Annotated in this window: 23 protein-coding genes; 4 read left to right on the forward strand and 19 right to left on the reverse strand. The window is 41.9% G+C overall.

All coding sequences use genetic code 11. The features are described 5' to 3' along the window. Positions 1-55: 55 nt before the first annotated feature. From NSQ54_18400 to NSQ54_18410, 3 genes are all read right to left on the reverse strand, one after another. Positions 56-415, reverse strand: a complete 360-nt coding sequence (locus NSQ54_18400) for a DUF1516 family protein (GenBank protein ID WYP26275.1) — start codon at positions 413-415, stop codon at positions 56-58. A 345-nt stretch (positions 416-760) separates the two neighbouring features. Continuing rightward, positions 761-2869, reverse strand: coding sequence for a Fe(3+)-hydroxamate ABC transporter permease FhuB (gene fhuB, locus NSQ54_18405; protein WYP26276.1), 2109 nt, complete (start codon positions 2867-2869; stop codon positions 761-763). After that, positions 2862-3863 carry an iron-siderophore ABC transporter substrate-binding protein gene (locus tag NSQ54_18410; GenBank protein ID WYP26277.1) on the reverse strand — a complete coding sequence of 334 codons (1002 nt, stop codon included), beginning with the start codon at positions 3861-3863 and terminating at the stop codon, positions 2862-2864. The genes fhuB and NSQ54_18410 overlap by 8 nt, the downstream gene beginning before the upstream one ends. A gap of 180 nt (positions 3864-4043) precedes the next feature. Between NSQ54_18410 and NSQ54_18415 the strand changes: the two genes are divergently transcribed. Beyond that, positions 4044-5327: a globin-coupled sensor protein gene (locus NSQ54_18415; protein WYP26278.1), complete on the forward strand. Its 1284-nt coding sequence runs from the start codon at positions 4044-4046 to the stop codon at positions 5325-5327. A 56-nt stretch (positions 5328-5383) separates the two neighbouring features. Here NSQ54_18415 and NSQ54_18420 read toward each other — a convergent pair whose 3' ends face one another. The 8 genes from NSQ54_18420 to NSQ54_18455 all read right to left on the reverse strand — a co-directional run bounded on the left by NSQ54_18420 (position 5384) and on the right by NSQ54_18455 (position 13747). Further along, positions 5384-6691 carry a TRAP transporter large permease gene (locus NSQ54_18420; GenBank protein WYP26279.1) on the reverse strand — a complete coding sequence of 436 codons (1308 nt, stop codon included), beginning with the start codon at positions 6689-6691 and terminating at the stop codon, positions 5384-5386. After that, positions 6688-7179, reverse strand: coding sequence for a TRAP transporter small permease (locus NSQ54_18425; protein WYP26280.1), 492 nt, complete (start codon positions 7177-7179; stop codon positions 6688-6690). The genes NSQ54_18420 and NSQ54_18425 overlap by 4 nt, the downstream gene beginning before the upstream one ends. A gap of 14 nt (positions 7180-7193) precedes the next feature. Then, positions 7194-8198: a TRAP transporter substrate-binding protein gene (locus NSQ54_18430; GenBank protein ID WYP26281.1), complete on the reverse strand. Its 1005-nt coding sequence runs from the start codon at positions 8196-8198 to the stop codon at positions 7194-7196. A 133-nt stretch (positions 8199-8331) separates the two neighbouring features. Continuing rightward, positions 8332-9477 (reverse strand): Gfo/Idh/MocA family oxidoreductase, encoded by a 1146-nt coding sequence (locus tag NSQ54_18435; protein ID WYP26282.1) that lies wholly within the window; start codon positions 9475-9477, stop codon positions 8332-8334. Further along, the gene (locus NSQ54_18440) at positions 9474-10562 is read right to left on the reverse strand and encodes a Gfo/Idh/MocA family oxidoreductase (protein ID WYP26283.1); all 1089 of its coding nucleotides are present in this window, start codon (positions 10560-10562) and stop codon (positions 9474-9476) included. The genes NSQ54_18435 and NSQ54_18440 overlap by 4 nt, the downstream gene beginning before the upstream one ends. A gap of 26 nt (positions 10563-10588) precedes the next feature. Beyond that, complete coding sequence (locus NSQ54_18445; protein ID WYP26284.1) at positions 10589-11410, reverse strand: sugar phosphate isomerase/epimerase family protein; 822 nt, start codon at positions 11408-11410, stop codon at positions 10589-10591. Further along, a complete protein-coding gene (locus tag NSQ54_18450; GenBank protein WYP26285.1) occupies positions 11407-12585 on the reverse strand; it encodes a dihydrodipicolinate synthase family protein in 1179 nt (392 codons plus the stop codon). Before NSQ54_18450 ends, NSQ54_18445 begins: the two co-directional genes overlap by 4 nt. 10 nt (positions 12586-12595) lie before the next feature. After that, positions 12596-13747, reverse strand: coding sequence for a Gfo/Idh/MocA family oxidoreductase (locus NSQ54_18455; GenBank protein WYP26286.1), 1152 nt, complete (start codon positions 13745-13747; stop codon positions 12596-12598). A 182-nt stretch (positions 13748-13929) separates the two neighbouring features. On the opposite strand from NSQ54_18455, the gene NSQ54_18460 reads away from it, so the two are divergent. The 3 genes from NSQ54_18460 to NSQ54_18470 all read left to right on the forward strand — a co-directional run bounded on the left by NSQ54_18460 (position 13930) and on the right by NSQ54_18470 (position 16678). Continuing rightward, on the forward strand, positions 13930-14142 hold the full coding sequence (locus tag NSQ54_18460) for a YuzF family protein (GenBank protein WYP26287.1): 213 nt from the start codon (positions 13930-13932) through the stop codon (positions 14140-14142). 36 nt (positions 14143-14178) lie between these two features. Beyond that, entirely contained in the window at positions 14179-15069 is an 891-nt protein-coding gene (locus NSQ54_18465) for a manganese catalase family protein (GenBank protein ID WYP26288.1), read from the forward strand. A 433-nt stretch (positions 15070-15502) separates the two neighbouring features. After that, entirely contained in the window at positions 15503-16678 is a 1176-nt protein-coding gene (locus NSQ54_18470) for an MFS transporter (protein ID WYP26289.1), read from the forward strand. 60 nt (positions 16679-16738) lie between these two features. On the opposite strand, the gene NSQ54_18475 is transcribed toward NSQ54_18470, so the two are convergent. The 8 genes from NSQ54_18475 to NSQ54_18510 form a co-directional block, all read right to left on the reverse strand. Continuing rightward, positions 16739-18616: a beta-glucoside-specific PTS transporter subunit IIABC gene (locus NSQ54_18475; GenBank protein WYP26290.1), complete on the reverse strand. Its 1878-nt coding sequence runs from the start codon at positions 18614-18616 to the stop codon at positions 16739-16741. Between the two features lie 155 nt (positions 18617-18771). Continuing rightward, positions 18772-19608 (reverse strand): PRD domain-containing protein, encoded by an 837-nt coding sequence (locus NSQ54_18480; GenBank protein WYP26291.1) that lies wholly within the window; start codon positions 19606-19608, stop codon positions 18772-18774. 56 nt (positions 19609-19664) lie between these two features. After that, complete coding sequence (locus NSQ54_18485) at positions 19665-21080, reverse strand: glycoside hydrolase family 1 protein (GenBank protein WYP26292.1); 1416 nt, start codon at positions 21078-21080, stop codon at positions 19665-19667. Positions 21081-21259: 179 nt separating this feature from the next. Next, the gene (locus NSQ54_18490; GenBank protein WYP26293.1) at positions 21260-22063 is read right to left on the reverse strand and encodes an AraC family transcriptional regulator; all 804 of its coding nucleotides are present in this window, start codon (positions 22061-22063) and stop codon (positions 21260-21262) included. A 77-nt stretch (positions 22064-22140) separates the two neighbouring features. Then, a complete protein-coding gene (locus NSQ54_18495; protein WYP26294.1) occupies positions 22141-22878 on the reverse strand; it encodes a glycerophosphodiester phosphodiesterase family protein in 738 nt (245 codons plus the stop codon). A gap of 15 nt (positions 22879-22893) precedes the next feature. Beyond that, complete coding sequence (locus NSQ54_18500; GenBank protein ID WYP26295.1) at positions 22894-23712, reverse strand: carbohydrate ABC transporter permease; 819 nt, start codon at positions 23710-23712, stop codon at positions 22894-22896. Between the two features lie 17 nt (positions 23713-23729). Further along, on the reverse strand, positions 23730-24596 hold the full coding sequence (locus NSQ54_18505) for a sugar ABC transporter permease (protein WYP26296.1): 867 nt from the start codon (positions 24594-24596) through the stop codon (positions 23730-23732). Next, on the reverse strand, positions 24593-25663 hold the full coding sequence (locus NSQ54_18510) for an ABC transporter ATP-binding protein (GenBank protein WYP26297.1): 1071 nt from the start codon (positions 25661-25663) through the stop codon (positions 24593-24595). Before NSQ54_18510 ends, NSQ54_18505 begins: the two co-directional genes overlap by 4 nt. Positions 25664-25668: the final 5 nt, after the last annotated feature.

Genomic DNA, 25668 nt, shown 5'->3' on the forward strand with positions numbered 1-25668 from the left:
ATCTAGTTAAAGTATATAACAAATGTTCCACATGTGCACATACGTCTCCATGACATTAAAAACGCAAATAAATTCCAAGTGGTAGAAATAGTCCAAGTAAGATCGTAACAGATAGAAAAATAATAAAAGATATCGTTGTAAATCTCGTTAAATCGCCTTTATTTAGATGCATCAGGAAAATCTCACTCATTCCAAGACTTATAATCCCAAATAATAGTTTTGCTCCTCGAGCTAACGAAAATGGCATCAATGGAACAAGTAAGATACCCGTGGCAAGTACACCTAAAAAAGAGAGTCTCATAAATTGGTGTAGGATAATGGCTTTTTTTGTTTTTCCTCTTTTGTAGAAAAGAAAGACAAAAATAAATAGGATACAAGTAATGCTTAATGCAAGTAAGTGATAGCCTGTGATCAATGGAAAACCTCCTTTATGTCAGTGTACTTGAACAGGGTACATTAGACCAATGAACAATCCATAACAAAAAACGAGAATAGAACATTATAGTAAACCACTCATGAAAACACGAACATAGCAACAAATCCGCTCTAGGAGAATCCCTCCCTTTCCACGGGTACGGCCTCAGCCCCTTTCGCGGAAAGGCGCCGCTACAGTGTCTTCACCACGTACTATCCCGTAGGAGTGTCGGGTTCTCCTTTCGCTCATTTTTGCTAAAAGTACGAATGGCGAATGATTCACTCGTGGAATCATTCGCCATTTTCTCGTTCATTTTGAGTTATGTCCCATCCTCGTTAAACATGTTTACTTAATAATCTTAGGCTTCGCTGACCGGTACATGAGGTACAGGATATAAGGTGCCCCTATCAGTGCTGTTACAACACCTGCAGGTAGTTCCTTTGGTGAAAGTACAACCACTCCAATCCAATCAGCTGCTGCAAGTAACAGTCCACCGATTAACGCAGATATGACAACGGCCTGCCGGTGATGAGGTCCTACTAGCATTCTTGCAGCATGTGGAGCAAGTAATCCAATGAATCCGACTGCTCCAACATTTGCTGCAGCGATTGACGCGAGTAGCACAGCAATGATAGCCACATACAGCCTTGTTTGTTTTACCTTTAATCCAAGTCCAGTTGAGCTTTCTTCGCTAAAAGAAAGTAAGTCTACTTTTCTTCCTTGCCACCAGGCTAACACAAAGAGAATAATCACGGCTGGCACTAGCACACGAAGCTCACTCCAACCACGTCCATAAGCACTTCCTGCCATCCAGGTGAGGGCAGGGGCTACAGATACCTTTGCATAGACAATTAGGATATTAATAAAAGCGGCTCCTGCGGCTGCTACGGCAATTCCAACTAATGTTAGAATCATTGGATCAAGCCCACGTCGCCACGAAACAGCGTAGACAATGGCCGCAGCAACTGATCCCCCAATTACCGCTCCGATCGGAAGCCAGATCCCAGTGAGCGACGGGAACACAACAATAACTAACAACGCACCGACCCCTGCTCCACTTGTAATCCCAATTACTTGAGGATCACCTAATGGATTGCGAATCGTGTTTTGAATGAGACTTCCACTTACGGCGATCGCCATACCGGAAATTCCCGCAATGAGTAAACGTGGTAATCGAAAATCAAACAGGATTTTCTCGTGAATCGCTTGTCCTTGTCCAATTAAGGCGGCCCATACATCTGTTAGAGGAATGTACAAACTACCACTTGTTAAGCTGAGCGTCCATACAACTAGCATAAGAGTAGTGAATATCGATACTAGCAAGCCGAACGAACCAATTCGCTTAGAGCCTCCTACACTCATGGACATGTTTGAGCTAAAGCCCTTGCTTCCCTTCACTTGCTTCGACATGCGCAGAGCAAGCCAGATAAGCCACGGAGCTCCAATGGCTGCTGTAATTGCGCCAGCCGGCAATTCTCCATAACTATCAATAAAACTCCTCGCAATCGTATCTGCTAAAAGAAGAACTACAGAACCCCAGATTGCACTAATCGGCAACAGCCAGATATGCTTTGAGACACCCATCATTCGTACAAGATGCGGTGCGACTAGGCCGATGAATCCAATAGGTCCCACAATGCTTACACTTACACACGCAATCACGACCGCAATACCCATTGCTAAAAAACGAGTCAGTGCTACATTTTGCCCAAGGGACTTCGATGTTTCTTCCGTTAGCGTTAAGATATCAAGCTGACGTGCTGCAAAACAAACAAGCAGAATCCCACCGGCAACCCATGGCCACGAAAAGCTGGCTCCACTCCAGTCATTTTGGATAAGAGATCCAGAGCCCCAAAGAAAAATGCCTTGGACGGTTTGCTGGTTTAGCATGATAAGAGCACTTGTTATGGAAGAAAGAACAAGTGTTACAATCATCCCTGAAAGAGCCACACGAATCGGTGTGCTTCTTCTTCCGCCACCAAGCGCAAAAACGGCAGCCGCTGCTCCCGCCCCACCTGCAACCGCAATAGGAAAAGCAAATTGTGATTGAAGCGTAGGAAAGAAGATCATTCCCGCTACAACTGCTAAGTATGCTCCGGCATTTACACCAAGTGTTGTTTCAGATGCAAGGGGATTTCGCGTTACCGTCTGCATGAGTGCGCCTGCAACAGCGAGGGCAGACCCTGCAATAATCCCCATGACTGCTCTCGGAAAACGATTGGACCACACTAAATGGTGCTCCGTTATATCTTGACGATTAAACAGAGCTCCGACTACATCGCTCACGGACACATCTGCTCTCCCCTGTGTCAAACTAAAGAAAAGCGTCACAATTAAAGCAGCAAGACCACCAATACATAAAATTAGCGGTCTCAAGCTTTTTTTGCCTTGGAGATCCGAGGCTGCAAGTCCCATCTGTTTAGCAGCCTCAAACTCTCTTTTGTTCTTACTCATTGGTAATTGCGTTTACAACCTTTTCTGCGTAAACCTGAGCAGAGAGAGGTCCTCCATATGGCCACGCATCGCCACCTAATGGATAAATACGATCTTCTTCAACAAAGTTTAACCCGTTCCAGATTGGATTGTCTTTTAATTGATTTTCAATCACATTGTCGCTATCTTGAATAATCGTAAAGAAGTTTACATCTTCAATGGCAGGGAGCGCTTCAACGTCTGCGGTTGTGAAGCCATATCGTTCAAACTGCGATGATTGGAATCCATTCACCATTCCCATTTTTTCAATCATAGGTGCAGCCATTGACGTATCATCATGAAGACGGAAGGTCACAGCGTTCTGATCACTATAGGCCATAGCTACAACAAACTCCTCGCCACCTTTTCCTGCATCTTCAATTTTTTGTTTAGAGTCTTCATACATATCTTCGATTCCAGCAAGCACTTCTTTTGCTTCTTCTTCCTTGTCCATGATCGTCGCAATCTCATTAAACGTCTCAATCATGCGATCGTATTGAGTACCTTCGCCTTCCTCTGGATATGGATCATAGACAAGAGTTGGGGCGATATCGTTTAATTCATCATAGCTTGTCTCTACATTAGACTCGAGTCCTACAATCAAATCAGGCTGAAGTGCAGTAATTACTTCAAGGTTAGGGGTGTTACGCATCCCTATATCTTCTATTCCCTCTGGCATCTCCATACCGATATCAACCCATTGCTGCATTCCTTCGATATCAGCAACACCAACAGGTTCAATTCCAAGCGCTAAAAAGTCTTCAACATAACCCCATTCAAGTACAACAACTCGTTCGGGAACTCCTTCAATATCGGCTGTCCCTCTTGTATGTTCAAAAGAACGTGTTTCTGTTGCATCGCTTTCATTATTTGTATCAGTAGTTTCATTATCGGTCTCTCCATTGCCGCATGCAGCAAGCATAACGACGGATGTAGCAACCATTCCAGCAACCCATTTACCTTTTTTCCAATTCATCTTTCATTGCCCCCATTATATGTAATCGTTTTAAGCAGTAATAAAAATCATTCTCAATTAGAATAGCAAGTTAGCTTGGTTCCGTCAATATGCAGTTTATCATAGGTTCATTTCCTTTTAATTGTAAATGAACTCAAATTTATACCGATATACTCTATATATGTATAAGGGGGAAAAGCATTGAAGCTACGAATAAATAAATCAAAACCATCTGACCAATCAGAACTTGATGTAACCGTTCATTTTCAACCACCAAATGATATTAAACATCAGCTGGAAATGATTCAACTATCTAAAGATGATCTTGTTCATCTAATGAGATTGAAAGAGGTCGTGTGTATCTCTATTGACGAGGTAACCGATGTTTTTTACGAATCAATCATCAAACAACCGAACCTGCTTTCTATTATTAAACAACATTCTACAGTTGAAACATTAAAGAATACGTTAAAAAAGCACCTACTTGATATGTTTTCTGGCGTGTTGGATGACGAATTCGTTAGTAAGAGAAAACGTATTGCCACTGCACATGTTCGTATAGGGCTTGAATCCAAATGGTATCTGGCTGCGTTTTGTAACCTACAAACCGTTCTTTTTCAGATTATAGCAAACACCGACTCATTACCTTTGCAGCAAAAGTTTAATTCTCAAATTGCCTTGGCAAAATTATTAAGCTTTGAACAACAGCTAGTTATAGATTCCTATGAAGTGCAGAGTCAACGACTAAAAGAACAAGAGCTCATTCGACGCACGGAAATGCTTGAACAAATGAATCAATCAGCAAATGAGCTCGCAGCCATATCAGAGCAAACCAATACATCAATCGATTCTACAGAAGGATCTGCACACACGATCGATCAAATGGCAAAAGAATGTGCAGAGCGGGCATCGATTGCAGATGAGCTTTGTATAAATGGACGGAACGATATGCACACTCAAGAAGAGCAGATGTCACTATTACAACGCCATCTTAGCCAAGTAAATGGTCAAGCAGAACAGCTCCAAGTCACAACAAAAGATATCACGGCTATTGTAGAACTTGTTCAAAGTATTGCAGATCAGACAAACCTGCTTGCCTTAAATGCATCAATTGAAGCCGCTAGAGCAGGTGACGCTGGTAAGGGATTTGCAGTGGTTGCCTCAGAGGTTCGCAAGTTATCAGAGGAAACAAAGTCAGCTACTTCCACAATTGAAGAACTAGTAACAGCTACTACTGAGCAGGTGAATCAAGTGACTTCAGGACTTGAAACCATTGATACAGCGGTTAAGCAAACAGCTACTTTAACAATCCAGGCTGCATCTTCCTTCACCAGAATTCAAGAATCAACAAACCTCAGTAAACAGCAGAACGCCGCCATTACAGACAAAATTGCCGCTCTTCTTAACCAATTTAAAGAAATGAAGCAGAATGCATGGGGCGTGTCCCAAGCGGCCGAAAGGTTAAAGGACATGAATCAAGAATAATCCTCACGTAAAAGGCAAATGATTCCGTTTCGAATCATTTGCCTTCGTTTACTTTCTTAATCAATCAACCCAAATAATCGAGGTAACCATAAACTAATTTCTGGAATAAAGGCAACTGCCAGTAGGGCTACTACCATTGGAATATAGAAAATCAGTAACGGCTTAATTACTTTCTCGACGCTCACCCCACCAACTTTACTTCCAATAAACAGTACTGTGCCAACTGGCGGAGTTGTGGTTCCTATGGCCAAACCAAGTGACATAATCATCCCAAAATGAACAGGGTGTATACCAATAGATGTAGCAACAGGGAACAGAATAGGTGTGAAGATAAGAAGTGCTGGAGCGATATCCATAAAGGTTCCAAGCACAAGTAATAGTAAAAGCATGATTAACAGAAGCAGGATACCATTTTCCGTCACACCCAGTAGGGCAGTAGAAATCGCTTGTGGGATTTTTGAATAAGACAAAACCCATGACATCGCACTTGATGCCCCTATCAGCAGTAGAATGATCCCACTAAAAATAACGGTATCCTTTAAGATAATAGGGATATCTTTAAATTTTAGACTGCGGTAACAAAGACTTAAAAAGATTGAATATAAAACCGCTACTGCGGCCCCTTCTGTTGCTGTGAAAATTCCTGCAGCAATTCCACCTATAACAATGACGATTAAAAATAGAGAAGGTAGCGCCTGTAAAACGATTTTCATTCCCTCTGAAAAAGGTACCGCCGTTTCTACATGATACTTTTTCCGCTTTGCAATAATATACGCCACGAGCATAACTAATAGCGCCATTAAAAAACCTGGTAAGTAACCGGCTATAAATAAAGCACCTATTGATGTCCCACCTGTTAATAGAGAATACAAAATTGGCGTTCCACTTGGTGGAATTACTAACCCGGTAGGCGCAGATGCAATGTTAACAGCGGCCGAATAGGAAGGATCATACCCTTCTTTCTTTTGCATTGGTCCCATAATTCGACCCATTGTTGCTGCAGATGCAATGGCTGAACCCGAAATCGAACCAAACAATGTGTTCCCTATTACATTTGTATGGGCTAGTGAACCTGACATTCGGCCACCAATAAGCTTGGCCAAATTGATCAGGCGAAGGGCTATTCCTCCTGTGTTCATGATACTTCCAGCTAGTGTAAAGAACACTAATGCAAGTAAAACAAAGCTATCAATTCCGGTGACAAATTGCTGTGTGATAACCATCAAAGCGTCCCAAAAAGGCATAATAACCAGCCCTGCAGCTAAAGAGGCAATTCCAATACTTATACTTATTGGTACACCGATGACAATCAAAAGAAAAAACACAGCAAAGAGAACGATTCCAGTCAACACGATACTACTCATGCGGCTTCCCTCTTTTCTCTTTCCAATTCTGCTGCATCTATCTTAATGTTGATGATCTGATAGAAGATGATTAACACGCCCGCTAATGGTAACACTCCATACACAATACCCATTGGCAGTCCTAGTACTGGGGAAATTTGATTTAGCGTTGAGAGCACAAGTCTCATTCCTCCAATGACAAAGACGACCAATACAAAAGCAATGATACAGCCATCAATAACTAGGTTTGACACATTCTTTTTTTCCTTCTTAAGCTTTGACGTTAAAAAGGTTAAAGCAAGATGTTCTTTATGGCCAAACGCATAGCTTGCACCTAAGAACCCAACCCATATAAGTGAAAATCGCAACACTTCCTCTGTAAAAACGCTGGGATTTTGTAATACAAATCGTGTGAACACCTGCCAGATGGCTCCTGCTACCAGAAACACAACAAGCACACTTGCAATTCCTATAATCGTTCGATCAATCCATTGCTTCGCTCTCTCCACGTTAGACCCACCTTCTACTCTAGATTTGAAAACGCATCCAAAATTTCTGCCACCTGTGGGTTATCTCTACTCTCTTCTAGTAAAGGCTCTACTAATTCTCTAAATGGCTCCTGGTCGACCTCATTAAATGTGACACCCATTTCTTCTTCAGCTTGGACCACCCCTTCTTCCACCATGTCCTTCCAACGAATGTTATGTTGAACAGTTGAAGCTCGAGCTTCTTCTTTTACAATGTTCTTCTCTTCATCTGTTAAGCCGTTCCACGTGTCTTCACTCATAATCAGGAAATCAGGAATTCGTGTATGCTCATCGTAGGAAAAGAACTTTGCCACTTCTCCATGATTCGCATCAACTAAAGCCATTGAGCTACTTTCTGCTCCATCAATGACACCCTGCTGAAGTCCTGTATACACCTCTGATGCTGGTAATGGAGTTGGAGCGGCTCCGAGTAATTTCATCGTATCGATTGACGTTTTATTCGTCATCACTCGAATTTTTAGTCCTGCCAAATCCTCAGGCTTTTCAATTGGATGATTTGCCGTATAGAAGCTTCTTGCCCCTGCATCAAAGTAGGTTAACCCTCTCAAACCAATATCAGATAGACTAACGTACATATCTTCAACGGTTTCAGAATCCATGACACGCTCAAAATGATCTTCATCACTAAACACATACGGCAAGCTAAACACCGAAAAAGATGGATCAAAGCTTTCAAGTGCTCCTGCATTGACCTTAACCATATCGATGACACCGGTTTGAACTAGTTCAAGCATGACACGCTCATCACCTAACGCACCATTTGGAAAGATCTCAAGATCCAGGCGATCTCCAGCTCTCTCTTCGACACCCTGTGCAAACTCCTCAAGACTCTGATAAACAGGTGCAGAGTCATTATGGATATGAGCAATGGTTAATGTTTTCTTATCTGCACTTTCTGCAATCATTTTCGGAAGAATGAATGAAGCGCTTCCAATTAAGAGTACAGATAAACCTATGCCCAAGCCTTTGACTGCTTTCATTTTTCACACTCCTTTATCATTACGCACGAAAAAACTGTTAATATAATGATACAAATCCCATTATATTAACAGTTTATCGATGCGTCTTATTGGAATAAGAAATCGTTCTCAAAATCGGAACTATATTGCATAATTAGACAAAAAGAGTAGAGATCGTCCCTTTTTGAAAGGCTTCGGTTAATTGCTCACGAACTCCTTTGGCATATAGTAGCTTTGTACTCGATTCATATCTCTTTAACTCTTCCGGAAACTCTTTGACGTGATCAAGCTGGTCATTTATCTCTCCTAATACCTGAACATGAGTAGCTGCTGTCTTAAAGTCACACGGCGGAGTTGCATTCGTTTCATGTACAGCCTTTAAGCACCAATTTAATTTATCAATATGAGGGACATGTGGATTTCCATAGTCCTCTGTTGTGCCATCCTTGAAGGTCGCTCGCATGGAAGGCTCCGCGTCTTCTGCACTAAAGCTGATTGAGCCCTTTTCGAATTCATATTGAAAAATAGGCCCTTCCGTTTCTTTAACGGCATGAGAGGCTAGGAACAGCAGATCCACATTGTCTGTTGTTTTCATTTGAACGGCGCATGTGTCAAAGGTTTCGATTGGGTTTACACGATATAACTCGGCTTCTACCTTGTTCACGGATGCACTAGTTTCGATTGCATCTCCTAATATATAGAACATATTGTGTAGAAAATGAGCGGTTGCATTATTCGCAATGCTATCCATGATATACGTACCATCCGGGCTATACTTTTTGCCAGCCCAAGCTGAGCGATTAAAGTACTCTTCCGTACGTGGCCAAAGCACTAATGTCTTCAGCTGAATGGCACGGCCAAATCGACCGTTTAGAATGTCTTGCTTTAATGCTTGAATGGATTCCGTAAAGGACCAGTTAAAACCGACCGCAGCCCACTTTCCTGTATCTTTAGAGACAGATTCCCAGATAGGCAAATCATTCGGATCTCCAGTTAATGGCTTCTCGCATAGCACATGACTCCCATGCTCCATTGCATACACTGCCTGCTTAGTATGCAGATGAATGGGCGTGGAGATGATCGCTAACTCTGCGTTATGATTCTCATAAAAAGCCTCAATTGTTTTATAGATTGGTATCGATCTTTCTTGGAGAACGTCAAAGAAGCCACTCTTCTCAGCAGCAATTTCAACAACTCCCTCGAGGGTTGCATCCTCACGTTCTAATAACCAACGCAGATAACTCGCCCCATATCCATTTATTCCGATTAATACAACCTTTGCTTTAGTCCCGTTGGTCATTTGATTTCCTCCCAGCCAGTTAAACGCACGGCTTGTTCCTGTGCTTCAATTGCAAGTTCAGACACGCGGAATACATGCTCTTGCGTCATGGCCTGATCTGTTCCATTTTGACAATCCTTGATGAGATCGTAGAAGTATGGCTTACCGACACGTCCTTCTACCGGTACATGCAGCTCCTCTTTTTGATCAACGATGTACAAATGATTTCCTTCCGATGTACGCCCAACATCAAGAGACTTACGTAGCTCGATATATCCATCGGTTCCGAACAAAACTGTGCGACCGTCTCCCCATTTTGCCAATCCATCAGGCGTAAACCAGTCCACGCGAACATATTGTGTGGCTCCATTATTACCTAGCAATGTAGCATCACCAAAGTCTTCCCAATCCTCAAATTCAGGATGATGATAATTAGCTGTTTTACTATGCATAACTTTTGCATCTGTTGCACCTGTATAGATTAGAAATTGATCAAATTGATGGCTTGCAATATCAATGAGGATGCCTCCATTTTTGTTTCGATCAAAAAACCAATCATCTCTTTTTTCCTTACTTAATCTGTGCGGCCCAGATCCAGTCACTTGATACACCCGACCGATCAAGCCCTTGTCAACAAGAGCTTCTGCAAGGATCGCTGATTCCACTCCTAAACGTTCTCCAAAGTAGATTGACCAGCTCTTTGTTGAAGCACCTACAGCCTCACGTGCCTGCTTCACTTGATCTAATGTTGTAAAACCTGCTTTCGCAGAAAAGAAGTGCTTATCCTGAGCAATGACTCGCAGACCAAGTGCTGCCCGCTCCGCAGGGATAATAGCTGTTGCGACCATGTCCGATGAATCTTCTAATACCTGTTCAATAGATTCGGCAGCTATAGCTGTTGGGTATTTGTCCAGAAGCTTCTGTTGCTTCGCTTTATCACGATCATACACATGATGAAGGGTTGCGCCTGCACGGCATAACCCATCCACCATACCAAAGATATGTCCGTGATCCATTCCTATCACAGAAAAAGAAAAAGGCTGATCAATTTGACGGTCTTGTTCAAATGACTGAATGATCTCTTCGATCGTTTCTTTTAATCCCATTGATGAACCTCTCCCACCTATCTTTTTTATACGTGTTCTACAAATCTTTCTTTCATTAGCTTAAGAACTTCATCCCCCGGACGGTCCCAAAGCTCTTGATTCATAATCTCTACTTCAATCGGTCCATGGTAACCAGCGGCTTCGACTTGCTTACGCATGCCATAAATGTCAATTGCGCCATCACCCATCATGGAACGACCTTTAAACATATCTAAAATAGGAACCTTCCAATCAGACACATGGAAGCCCAGTATCGTACCTTTTGCTGCTTCGATTTGCGCTGCAAGTTCAGGATCCCACCAAACGTGGAACACATCTACAACTACGCCAACTTGTTTTGATTGATACTTCTGCACAAGAGCGTTCGCCTGTCCGAGTGTATTCACAACGGAACGATCTGCTGCATACATCGGGTGCAATGGTTCAATTCCTAGCTTAATACCATGCTGTTCGGCATGAGGAATGATAGCCTCAATTCCTTCTTCTACCCATCTTCGTGCTTGCACAAGGTCCTTATCCGGAGCCGGTCCGCATACTAAAACTAAAGTATCGGTTCCAATCTCTGCTGCTTCTTCAATTGCGCGCTTGTTATCATCAATCCGTTTGGCACGTTCCTCGCTTGTTGCTGCTGGGAACATCCCTCCACGACAAAGACTGGAAACCTTAATACCACTTTGCTTTAGGTGTGCGGCTGTTTGCTTCACACCATATTCTGCAAGCTTGTGACGCCAAATCGAAATCCATGGTACCTCGTTTCGCTCACAGCCATCGATTGCTTCTTTAAGCGACCAGTTCTCCGTTGTAATCTGATTTAAACTAATTTTACTGAGGTCTGCCTTGTCACTCATGCGTGTACCTCCTGTTCAATTCCAGCTAGTTGAAGTACTTTATCCATTCGTTTGATGGCAAGCTCCTGATCTTGAATGAGGTTTGCCTCATCCATTAACTTAAAGAGCTTCGTTAAATGTTGAATAGATCGAGTCCCTTCTGCTCCACCAATCATTTTGAAATGAGACTGATGCCCATTCAAATAAGCCATAAAAACAATTCCTGTTTTGTAAGCATAAGTTGGTGTTTGGAAGATATGACGACTTAGCTCAACCGTTGGCTCGAGTACTCGCTTGTACGTCTCTAGATCATGATGATCTAATGCACGTAAAGCGTGTGCGGCCGCAGGGGCAATCGCATCAAAAATTCCAAGAAGAGCGTGGCTGTACCCTTGCTCATCTCCTGCAATCAGTTCCGGATAGTTAAAATCGTCCCCCGTATACATCCGTACAGATTCTGGTAACAATCGACGCATCTTAATCTCTTTATCTTTATCTAGTAGCGAGATCTTAATGCCGTCTACCTTCGCTTCGTTTTTATGGATCATTTCTAAGCAAATGTCCATTGCCCGGTCATAATCCTCTTCTCCCCAATATCCTTGTAGTGCAGGGTCAAACATTGGTCCAAGCCAATGTAAAATCACTGGTCTAGCCGTTTGACCAAGGATCTGACTGTAGACTTGAAGGTAGTCCTCAGGTTTCTTGGCCGTTTTTGCTAGTGCTCGGCTTGCCATTAAGATAATTCCACTGTCCTGACTTTCAACAAATTCACATTGCTCTGCATAGGCGCGAACAATATCGTCCAATGAGTGCTCCACACTCAAATCAAGATGATCAGTGCCTGCACCAGACGCAATTAATCCACCAGCACGCTTCGCTTCAACAGAGGATTGTTTGATTAACTCCTGTGCACTTTCCCAGGATAAACCCATTCCACGCTGAGCCGTATCCATCGCTTCAGCTACGCCAAAGCCAAGGGACCACAAGTGTCTACGGTAGTGCAGTGTTCGTTCCCAATCAATGTCTCCCCCAAGTACGGGATGACTAGAAGATAAAGGATCTGCTACAACATGGGCTGCAGAGTAAGCGGTACGGGAGGAAAATCCTCCCGAACTGCTGAATGCAGATGGCGACCCTTTTAGTTCATATGTTTCAAGTGTACGATTTTCTGTTGGAAGTTTAATTGAATAACCCATCATACGCCTCCTATAAACTTAAGTCTGGTACGTCTACCCACTTACGTCCGTGCCAAGCTTCTAAGCCAAGATCAGATAGCTGTGTTCCTTTTGCTCCTTCAAGTAGATCCCATGGGAATGCATCATCTTGATGAATATGCTTAAGGAAAAGCTCCCATTGAATCTTGAATCCGTTATCATAGACTTCGTTCTCAGGTACCTGCTCCCACTGCTCCTGGAAGTTGAATGGATTCGGGATATCCGGATTCCATGTTGGACGAGGAGTCTGCACGCGATGCTGCGTCTTGCAGTCACGTAGGCCTGCCACTGCACTTCCAAGCTTTCCATCTACCTGAATGGTTAACAGATCATCACGATCGACACGAGTTGTCCATGATGAGTTCGCTTGGATGACGGCTCCGCTCTTCATTTCAAAAATAGCATACGCTGCATCATCCGCTGTTGCTTTATACGTTTCACCGTTTTCATCTACACGACTTGGAATGTGTGTCGCACCTAAGCAAGTAAGTGATTTGATTTCACCAAACAGGTTATCAATCACATAACGCCAGTGCGCAAACATATCAACAATGATTCCGCCGCCGTCCTCTTCTCTATAGTTCCAGCTTGGACGTTGACCTTCCTGCCAATCTCCTTCGAAAACCCAATATCCAAAGTCAAGTTTCACAGAAAGAATTTCTCCAAAATATCCGCTATCAATTAAACGTTTTAATTTTAATAGTCCTGGTAGGAATAATTTATCTTGTACAACTCCATTTTTCACGCCAGCTTCTCTTGCTAATTTTGCTAGTTCAAGTGAACCTTCTACGCTAGTAGCAGTTGGTTTTTCACAATAGATGTGTTTGCCTGCAGCAATTGCCTGCTTAATTCCTTCTGCACGACGATTGGTTGTTTGGGAATCAAAGTAGATCACATTATGATCATCGGCAAGGGCCGCTTCAAGATCTGTCCCAATTCGATCAATTCCGTGTGTATCTGCAAGAGCTTGAAGCTTTGCTTCATTACGTCCAACAAGAATTGGATCTGGATAAAGAACGTCTCCATTTGCGAGCTTAACTCCGCCTTCAGAGCGAATCGCCACAATCGAACGAATTAAGTGTTGGTTCGTCCCCATTCTTCCTGTTACACCATTCATGATAATACCAATTTTGTGAGTTGCCATTGTCTTGTTCCCCTCTCTCCCTTTGAATATCTCTATCATAATTAAAGCGCATACATAAATCTTATTAGTTCAGGTAACAAATTCTCAATTTCGGAACTAGTTTTATCGACAATCTCTAGCCATATTCACGACAATCTCTGCATATACTTCCTATGGTCAAAACAAAGGAAAGGATGATTTATGTGAATGAGCAAATCGAATGGACCATATCAGATCCGTATGTATACGCAAAAGCATCAGAACTTGTTGGGGCAATGGCGGAGGTGCAAACAACTCATGGCGCGGTTCGAGGAACGTTAAAGGATGTTCAACCCGATCATATTGTCGTTGAGATGGGTGGCACTCCTTTTTTCATTCGCACGCAGCAGATTGTCTGGTTTTTCCCTGTTTCTTAAACTGAACAAATTCAATGAGGAACGGAGGATGTCTTTATGATTAAACGAATTAATAAGTTAGCCATTGAACTGCCACGTCCTGAGCATGGTGATGCCAACGCTGCAGCCGCTGTTCAAGAATTGTTAGGTGGAAAGTTTGGTGAAATGTCTACCTTAAATAACTACATGTTTCAATCCTTTAACTTTCGTGGCAAGTCAAAGTTCAAGCCCTTTTATGACTTGATTGCAAGTATTACAGCTGAGGAGTTCGGGCATGTTGAACTCGTAGCGAATGCCATTAATCTTGTCTCATACGGCACGACATTCCCTGGAGATCCTGACACAGCCCCTCTTCAAAATGGCAAGGATAAACGATACTCAACCCATTTCACAACGACCGCACAAACAGCGTTTCCTGGAGACGGAATGGGCAGACCCTGGAACGGAACGTTTGTGACCAATAGCGGGGCCTTGGTTGAAGATCTCTTACACAATTATACCTTGGAAATCGGAGCCCGCCACCATAAGATGAGAGTATATGAAATGTCAACAAACCCTACCGTCCGAGAACTATGTGGGTACTTACTTGTCAGAGGCGGTACCCATATTATCGCCTACGCAAAAGCGATCCAAGTCGCTACAGGTGTTGATATTGGTAAGATGCTTCCTGTTCCTTATCCGGACAATACGAAATTTAGCGAAGCCAACAAATTCATTGATCAAGGCCTCTACAATGTCCTCTACACATGGGGCGAGCCGGAGTACCGCGACATTGCTCAGATCTGGAAAGGTGAAAATCCTGAAACAAAAGAGCCGCTTCGTGTCATTGACGGTGTACCCGAAGGCGCACCAATTCCGGATTTAGAAGAAACACCACAGCTATTCGCTCCAGGAGTCGACCCAGATGACTATGCGAAAATTTTAAAACGACTAAAAGAAAATATCTAACAAACTGACAGAGACCGGGAAAAACTATAAATCAACTAGAAAATGGCGAATGATTCTACAATTGAATCATTCGCCATTCGTGTTTTTCGTATTTTAGTTAGACGAGCGGGTGTGAACCCGAGACTCCTACGGAACAGAACGCGGTGAAGACACTGTAGCGGTGCTTTTCCCGCGAAAGGGGCTGAGGCCGTTCCCGGCGGGTGCGAGGGATTCTCCTGTAGCGGATTTGTTGCTATGTTCATGTATTCATCAGCGAATGAATGTTTTGTTTCAGTTTCAGTCTTTTTTTAATGAAATTTACCCTAAAAAACCACGTAAGCGCAGTCATTTTTTGAACTTTTTCTTTTTGAGTGATATGTCTAGACATCACCCCGATTATGTTTTATCATAACCGCTTGTGCTGGTAAAAAAGTTGATTGTGAGGGGTGATGAAATGAATCGTTTACAGGCTTCAAGAAGAACTGTTCTCATCATATTTATGCTTTCCACATTTGCAATTGGAATGACTGAATATGTAGTGACAGGACTGCTTACTCAATTCTCGAATGATTTAGATGTACCAATTTCCACAACAGGGCTACTGCTCAGTGTATACGCATTAGGTGTTGCAGTATTCGGACCGATTTTACGAATGATTACGATAAAGTTCTCCACTAAAAGATTACTCATTGTATTCATGGGGATTTTTGTAGTCAGTAATGTTATTGCGGCTACCGCACCTAACTTTGAAATGCTGCTTGTTTCGAGACTATTGTCTGCAACGATGCACGCGCCATTCTTTGGGTTAAGCATGGCTGTGGCGGTTAACATTTCCACCCCTGAGAAACGCACGGCAGCAATTGCCGCTGTACAAGGTGGATTAACGATTGCCATCATGCTTGGTGTTCCATTCGGATCTTACCTCGGTGGGATTTTTGACTGGAGATATGTGTTCTGGTTTATCGCTTTACTTGGTGCGATTGCCTTCATCGGGATTATCTTAACGACACCAAATCACAAACCAATTGATACACCTAATTTGAAAAAAGAACTTGGAATGTTTAAAAATAAAAGTGTACTTCTCGTCATTGCAATCATTGTCTTTGGATTCTCTGGAGTCTTTACAGCGTATACTTTTAAAGAGCCAATGCTCCGTGAATTCGCTGGATTTGAAGTAACGGCCATAACCGCAGCTCTGTTCTGTTTTGGGCTCGGAGCCGTCATTGGAAACTTTGTCTCAGGACGCGTCCTTCCACGACTACTCACTGAACGTTTAATGGCAGCGCTCGTTATGCTTGCCGTTGTTCTGGTATCGTTCACGTACCTGTTACAATTTTCAATTACAGCGTTTGTTGTCTGCTTCTTATTTGGTGTTGGAACCTTTGGAACCACACCATTACTCAACTCAAAGATTATCATTGCAGCAAGAGAGGCTCCTTCTCTTTCAGGTACGGTTGCCGCCTCTGTGTTTAATCTAGCCAATGCCATCGGTGCCTTTCTTGGTACTCAGGTGCTTGAGGCGAGTGGTAGCTATACAACCGTCACGTTTGTTGCAGCGAGCTTAATAACACTTGGACTTGTGATTACGTTTATTACGCACAAGGTTGAAGATAAAGCATTGTATGAATGAGAAAAAGGCATCTTCCGTTTTTTGGAAGATGCCTTTTTTTGTTCAGATCAAAGTACGTTTCTATCTTTCAATTGTAAGCACATCTGTCTGATAATCAGCTTTTTGAACTGCTTCTGCTAGAACGCTTTTGTAATCTCCTGTATTTGTGATAATCAGAGGAGTAACTGTAGAATATCCTGCTGCAGTAATCTTTTCTAAATCAAATGTAAGCAAAGTATCTCCTTTTTTAACTGTTTGTCCTTGTTCAGCTTTAGCAGTAAAATATTTCCCCTCTAGATTCACTGTATCGAGCCCAACATGAATAAGAAGCTCAACTCCACTATCTGATCTAATTCCAATCGCATGACTAGTTTTAAAGAACGTCACGATTTGACCATTAAATGGTGCTTTAACAACACCTGTTGAAGGTTTAACTGCCACACCCTTACCCATAATCTCTTCAGCAAAAGTAGCATCTGCCACTTTGTTTAAAGGTACAACTTCACCTTCAATAGGACTTTGGATGATAACTTTTGATCCTAACTCTGATTTTTCAGAAGATGAGACATTTGGATTCTCTTCTTCTCGCTTCTTCTTACCACCATCATCCTTAAATCCAAAAATAAATGTCAGCGTCATCGTTAGAGCAATATTAATTGCAAAACCAATAATAAGATAAATGAATTGCGGACCAGTAAAGACTGGCAGAGCTGTCAATCCTGGTAGAACAAATGCAGATGCAGTGACATTAAACCCTGTAATAAATGCACTACCTACACCAGCCCCTATAAGAGCAGCAATAAACGGTCGTTTAAGAGGTAAGTTAACACCATACATAGCTGGTTCTGTAATTCCGAGGAACGCAGAAACAGTTGAAGAACCAGCTATTGTCTTACGCTTCTTGTCTCTCGTTTTGATAAATACGGCTAGAGCTGCAGCTGCTTGTCCCATATTCGCCATAAAGAATACCGGAATTAAATAATCAAAGCCAAGGACAGCTACGTTCTGAATCGCGATTGGCATTAAGCCATAATGCATACCCACGATAACAAGAAGTGGACGTGCGGCACCTAGCAACCCACCAGCTAGAATTCCAGCATGCTCAAATAACCAAGTAACTCCTTCAGCTAATCCAAGTCCAAGATATGAACCCAGTGGTCCAATGGCAATTAACTCTAGTGGAATCATTATTAATAAAACAATAGTTGGTGTAAAGATCACTCGTACTGCATTAGGCATGATTGCATCTACCCAACGACTTACGTAACTAAGTAACCAAACAGCAATAATAATCGGTATAACAGTAGAACTATATTGAATAAAAGGTAATGGTAAACCTACTATTGAAAGTCCTGTGGGACCACCTTCCGCAATGGCTTGAGCACCTTGGAGAATGGTCGGATACATTAATCCCCCTGCAAGAGCAATCGCAATAAACTCGTTGGTTTTAAATTTGCGAGCCGCTGAAACGGCTAAAAAGAATGGCAAGAAATAGAAAACCGTATCAGAAACTAGAGATAGTAATCGTACAATATCACTGTCAGCTGGTGCCCAGTTAAATGCAGTAACAAGTCCTAGTATTCCCTTTATTAACCCCGCTCCAGCAATAGCAGGAATAACTGGTGTAAAGATTGCAGCAATTACTTCAAAGAAACGTCCAATCAAGTTGCCTTTTTTCTCTGTAGGCGGTTTACTTTCTCCATTATCTTCCGTTAATTGATCATCTAAATTTAACGCTTTGTAGACTTTAGCTACTTCATTCCCAATGACGACCTGAAGCTGTCCACTTTGCTCCTGAACTTTAATTACACCTGGCAGTTCTTCTAATTCCTTTTTATCCACTTTACTATCGTCTTTTAGATTGAACCGCAATCGTGTGTAACAATGTGTTGCATAGCTTATATTGGTTTCTCCGCCGATACTTCTTAGAATATCATTTGCTATTTGCTTATGATCCATAGTGCTTTCACACCTTTCTAAAAATTTACATATAAAAAAATGACCTAATCAAAGAACCTAAATAGTATCCACTCTTTTTAAGAGGGTCTACTTAGTCCTTCTAATTAGGTCATGCCTGCTTCCCAGTAACAATCCTAGTAAGAATGTATTTAGTTTTAAACAGTGGTCAGTCGTTGTATATGGATCGTTAAATAGGTTAGTTCATCATAATGAACCTTCCAATTCATCGAAGTTTCGAGTAACTTTTTAATTTTAATAGCGCATTCATAAGCCTTAGGATACTTTTGCTGAATAACGCCTTGGAATACATCCTCTTCTTCTGACGTATTCTCTTCTCCTGCCATCTGACGAAGTATAAAATATCGTAAATGAGTGATAAAGCGTGCGTAGTGAAGAGAATCTTCATTTAAATCTACAAAGTAATGATAATGAATAACATCAATGATTTTTGATACTAACGCTGTCATTTCATAGGTTTGATGATAACTATTTGCTCCATAACGGGCATTTACAAAATGCATCGCAATAGGGACTACTTCCGAGGGAGGCAATACCCTACGCGTACGTTTTTGAATAGTTTGCAATGCTTTTTTAGCAAATGTATATTCCTCTGGATACATGTGCTTCATTTCCCATTTTAGAGGGTAATCTATTACCGTTTGATCATCTAATCGCTTTAAAGCGAACCAAATATGATCTGATAGGGGAATAAGAAGATGATCCCCCACATGTTTTCCTAATAAAACTTGACCATCCTGGATGAGATCGCTTGTTAATGCAACAATCTCTAAAGGAATCTCATCAAAAAAAGTTGTTAATTTTTCTAGTGGATGACTACCTAAGGACAAAACAAAAGTTTTCTCAATCAGCTGTGTATCTACTTCATCTCCTGATTGCTTTTGAAAACCAATACCTTTCCCCATTAATATTTTTTCTTCGTCACCATCTTTAACGAGTGAAACATTATTATTAAACACCTTTTTTATAATCATTTACATTCCCTCGCATTTGCTTTTACTCATCCAAATGGTCAGTACAACCGTTTAATCTATAGCTTTTCTCCATTAGATTGAATGACTTCTTGGTACCAGTAAAAACTGTTTTTCTTAATTCGTCTCATATCTTTGAGATCAAAGTTCTCGCGGTTAACATAGACAAATCCGTAGCGCTTGTCCATTCCATTTCTACCACTAACGACGTCCATGAATGTCCACGCACAGTAACCGAACACGTCTACACCATCATTTAAAGCTAGTTTAACTTGTTTAATATGCTCCTTTAAGTAAGAAATACGGTATTCATCCTTAATAGAACCATCGTCTTCTAGCTTATCATAAGCTCCCATACCGTTTTCTGTAATAATAATAGGCAATTGATAACGTTCATGAAGTTCACGTAATGTTAACCTAAGTCCTACAGGATCAATCTCCCAACCCCAATCCGTAGCTTGAAGTCGTTCATTTTTTACAACTTCAAATACTCCAGATTCAGCTTCAGCAAGTAGCGCCTCTTTTTGATATCCAAGTGGGTACTCATCTGATACAGGAAACGCTTGAACCGTCTCTGAGAAGTAATAATTCACCCCAATCATAGTAGGGGGGTTTTGCTTCATCAGCTCCAGATCTCCATCTTCCATCTTAGGGGTGAACTGACGATCTTTAAGATACGTTTGGAACGGTTTAGAGTAAATCCCATAACAATGAAGATCAAGTAAATAGTTATGTTTGATTAACATAGCATCCTTACTAGCTAAGACATCCTCTGGTGCAGAGGTTGCTGGGTGGACCATGGAATACGATACGGCAGGCCCAATCTTTCCAGGTAACCCCATGCTGTGATAAAGCTCAATTGTTTTTGCTGTTGCAACGCACATATGGTGATTGGCTTGATATCCTAGTCTCATTTGTTCATATCGATCATCTCCTGTTAATCCCAGCCTGCTAGGAATGCGAACAACATGATCTTGTTCATTAACAGTTAACCAATATTTCACGCGATCTCCATACGTTTTAAATAGGAACTCTGCATAATTTTTATAGTCATCGATACTCTCTCTGTTCATCCAACCACCGTACTGCTCAACGAGACCTTGAGGATAGTCGAAATGATAAATTGTTACTAGGGGCTCAATTCCTTGTTTAATCAATTCATCAATTAAACGGTTATAAAAGTCTACGCCTTTTTGGTTAACTTCTCCATTTCCTTCAGGGAAAATACGTGTCCATGCAATGGAGAAACGGTAAACCTTTAATCCTAACTCTGCCATCATTGCTACGTCTTCTTCCATTCGATGGTAATGATCAGAAGCAACGGAGAAATCGGTGATATTTGGATTCTTCTTCATTACATCGATAACAGATAATCCTTTTCCATCTTCTTTCTGAGCACCCTCTACCTGAAAAGAAGAAGTAGCTGCGCCCCACAAAAAACCGCTTCCAAAAGACTCATTATGCTTAACTTCCATGTCACACATTCCTTCCTCTGATCCTGACTAATGGCATAAAAAAAGACCTAGAAGCAGACCAGTAGCCAAAAGCAAAAACTGGTGTTACTTCTAGGTCATGCCTGATCGAATCAGTAACAATCCTTATTTATTTAGAGAGTATCATCGTTGTCGAATAATGTCAACAGTCATACGATCTTCTATTGTTCAGTTCCCAAATACGTAGTCCGGTACCGATTCGGTGGGACCCCCACCTGCTTTTTAAACACACGGTAAAAAGTAGAAAGTGATTCAAAGCCCACTTCAAAACAAATGGTCACAATATCCAGATCTGTTTCCGTCAGCATTTTCTTCACACGGGTTAATCGGACTTCGGTTAAGTAACGCATAGGCGTTTGATCATACACTTCCGTGAACATCTGATTCATATACCTGGAGCTAATCCCCATCTTTCCAGCCATCTCTTCTATACTGGTAATTTGATAAAAGTTTGAATCAATATACTCCTTAAGCCAACTAGAGCGGAGCGTATTCGAGTCCAGCTGCGCCATCGACTGATTGGTTCTCATGAGGATAAAGAGAAGCTGACTAAGCAACAGCTTAATGCCGAGCTTATACTCGATGCTCTCCTGCGATTGTTCGTACAGCATTTTTCTTAGTAATTGTCTAACCTCACTACTAATAAAAAGATTAAGACTCCAGACCTTTGGTTCCTTGAAAACTGGTTTGATCAACAATTCTCTCGTATCCGCATCGACATGAAGATGCGAGAATTCCAAAATAAGCACCGTCATTTTAGACGCTGCGAGAATGGAATGTTCCGTATGAGGGGGAATGACAATCATGCTATCTGGCTTTAATGGAGTCGTATGCTCATTTAACTGACATCGTCCCTGCCCATCCAGAACATACAAGATTTGATGCGTTTGATGACTATGAGGCTGAACAAAATCCTTTTCCTGATGTTTGCTTTCATATAAAATGACATCCTGCAAATTCGGCATATCGACACTCCTATCCTCGTATCTCTCTCGTTCTATCATAGCCGAATAAGCAGGGATCACAAAGCAATTTACTCTCATTAAATCGTTGTTGATTTTAAAATATGATCCTTTAAAATACGTGGATTGTTTGTTGTAATGTATACGTCCTCGTACATTGTGCGGCCACGATTCACAATAAGCTCATCATCAATTGTCCAGACTCCCACATGTATGCCGTGTTCCTGCAAATGCTTAATGAGTGTTGCATCTGCAAAATGGTGCTCAATCATCACATAATCTGCACTCACATAATCAAGCTGTTCTAAAATGAGGTTAGGAAGCTGACCAATGATTAGCCCTCTACTCGCATGGGGAGCTAACTGTTCAATTCGTTTCACCGCTGTATGATCGAATGAGGCAAAAATGACCTGGTGCATCATATTCAGTTGTTCAACAACCTCCACAACAGCCTCTTCCATCCCAATATAACGTGAGCCCACTTGTTTTAATTCAATGGTCACTTTCTTACCTGAATCCTTCATTGCAGATAGAGCCTGTTCTAAGCTTGGAATCCGTTCATCTGAAAAAGACTCGCGGCACCAGCTGCCTGCATCAAGCTGAGATAGTTCGCTGAACGTAAAGTCTCTTACTTCACCTTCTCCATTGGTTGTTCGCTCCAATGTGTGATCGTGTATCACAACTGGAATTCCATCCTTACTTAAATGAACATCGAGTTCAATTCCGAATATCCAGTCATGGTCTAATGCTTTGTAAAAAGCAGCCATCGTATTTTCCGGGGCATAACTTGACCAACCTCTATGTGCGATACACTTCATCTCATTCATCCTCTCTTATTTCACTCCAGTATAGGTAAAGGCACGGATAATCTGACGTTGCGCCATAAAAAATACAAATAGAACAGGGATTACCAAAAGCATATTTCCAGCCATTAACGTATTCCAGGACACTCCACCCTCTGTATTACGCAGCTGGGCAATTCCTACTGGAAGTGTTCGGGCATCATTATTTGTCGTCATAACAAGCGGCCAGAAATAATCGTTCCAATGAGTAATGAAGCTAAACAAGGCAAACGTAATTAAAGTTGGCTTAGCAAGTGGCACCATGACACGCCACATGATTTTCCACTCACTTGCATCATCGAGCCTTGCCGCTTCAATCAGTTCATGTGGAACCTGTTTAAACGACTGCCTCAAGAGAAAGATTCCAAATGCGCTTGAAGCAAATGGCAAAATGAGTGCCCATACCTGATTCAGCAGGCCCCAATTACTCATTTGAATATAAACCGGTAGAAAAATTAACTGCGCCGGGATCATTAATGTAATCATAATGAGACCAAACAAGATCTTCTGACCACGAAATTGATACCTGGCAAATGCGTAAGCTGCCGGTACAACCGTAATAAATTGAAAAACAAGAATCCCGCCTGTAACCAGCAAACTATTTGTTAAGTACTGCAGAAACGGACCAGAATTCCATGCCGAAACAAAGTTCTGCCACTGCAACGAATCCGGTAGCCATTTAGGCGGAAATGTCATCGCTTCACCTAATGTTTTGAGAGATGTTGATACCATCCACAAAAACGGAAACAGAAACACAAGAGCAAGCAGCACAAGACCTACCACATTGACTGAACGTTTTACTCCATTCATACTGAAGGCTCCTTTCCTTATTGATAATGAACACGACGTGATAAGAGCCAGAAGTAAATCGCCGTAAACACACTAATAATGAGTAATAACAACACACCTGCTGCTGATGCATAGCCAATCTTAAAATATTGGAAACCATACTCGTAAATGTAGTACACCATCATATTTGTCGAATTAATTGGACCACCCTGTGTCATAATCGAGATTGTCTCAAATACCTGGAATGAGCCTATTAAATTGATAATGACAAGAAAGAAGATGGTCGGTGAAAGCATCGGTAACGTAATTTCCCGAAACCGACTAAACCTTGTAGCGTCATCTAAATCGGCTGCTTCATAGACGGACTTCGGAATACTTTGAAGACCCGCAATAAAAATTAATGTATTAAAGCCAAGCCCCTTCCAAACGGCTACAACAATAAGCGAAAATAAGGACGTTTCTGGCGCATTTAACCACTGGATGCCATCTAAGCCAACAAGGTTTAATGCCCAATTCAATAAGCCATAATCCGGCTCCATCATCCACATCCATAACAAGGCAATGGATACAAGCGAGATGACATGCGGACTAAAGATCGCCCCTTGCAAAAATGTATAAAACCAGCCTTGTTTATTAAGCCAAAGTGCAAGAAAGATTGAGAGAATGGTTGTTACACTCACGCTTGCCACCGTATACACAGTGGTGTTCAGTAATACCTCTCTAAATTCAGTATCCTGAAAAAGCTGAACGAAGTTTTCGAGACCAATAAAGTTCATCTCTGGGCTGATAAAGTTCCAATCATGCAGACTGAGCTGAACCAAGTAACCGATGGGATAGAGAAAAAAGAGTCCAAACACAATAAGTGATGGCAGAATCATTAAATAGGGCTGAGCTTTTTGCATCATGCTTCAATGCCCACCTCTTCGTGAACAACGTGAGGCTTCGTTATCGCCACCCCATTTTGATCAAAGTAGTGTAGATGCCCTCTTGCAACACTGATATACACCTTATCTCCCATTGAAAGAGGTGGTTCAATACTTTTGGCAACCATCCCTCCAAAGGACGTTTCAAGCTGATACAACGTTTCAGATCCTAACGTTTCAACGGTCTTAATCTCCGCTTTGACAATCGCTTTTTCTCCCGATAGAGCAAGACTTTTGGAAATGGTGACATGCTCTGGACGGAATCCGATTTGGTTGACCTTTTGCCCCACATGCTGAAATGACTCTGGGAGCTCATCTACAGTGAACACATTCATGGCAGGTGTGCCAATGAACTGGGCAGAAAAGACATTTGCCGGGTGATGATAAATCGTCATCGGTTTATCCATCTGTTGAATAAGTCCTTTATGTAAAATGACAATCTCATCACCCATTGACATCGCCTCTGTTTGATCATGCGTGACATACACAAACGTTGTACCGAGGCGTTTGTGTAGCTGAATCAGCTCTGTACGCATCTGCCCTCTTAGCTTGGCATCAAGATTAGAAAGAGGTTCATCAAATACAAAGACTTTTGGCTTCTTCACCATTGCTCTTGCAAGGGCTACTCGTTGACGCTGTCCACCTGAGAGAACCTGAGGCTTTTTTGATAGATAAGGAGTCAAACCCACGATACTAGCAATATCGTGGATCAGTGCTTCCCGTTCTGCTTTTGGTACCTTCTTATTTTTAAGACCAAATTCAATGTTCCCTTTAACCGTCATACTTGGGTAGAGGGCATAGTTTTGGAACACCATTGCAATATTCCGTTTTCCCGGAGGAAGATGATCGATGCGCTCGTCATCGATCCAGATCTCGCCCTCTGACTGCTCTTCAAGTCCCGCGATCATCCTAAGTGTTGTCGATTTCCCACATCCAGAAGGACCAACAAACACGGTGAAGGATCCGTCTTTAATGTGTAGATTCAAGTTATCAATGACCCTTTCATCTCCAAAGCGTTTGCTGATGTTCTTAAGGGTAATACTTGCCATAGTCC

It is taken from the genome of Alkalihalobacillus sp. FSL W8-0930 (assembly GCA_037965595.1).
GTDB lineage: Bacteria > Bacillota > Bacilli > Bacillales > Bacillaceae_D > Alkalicoccobacillus.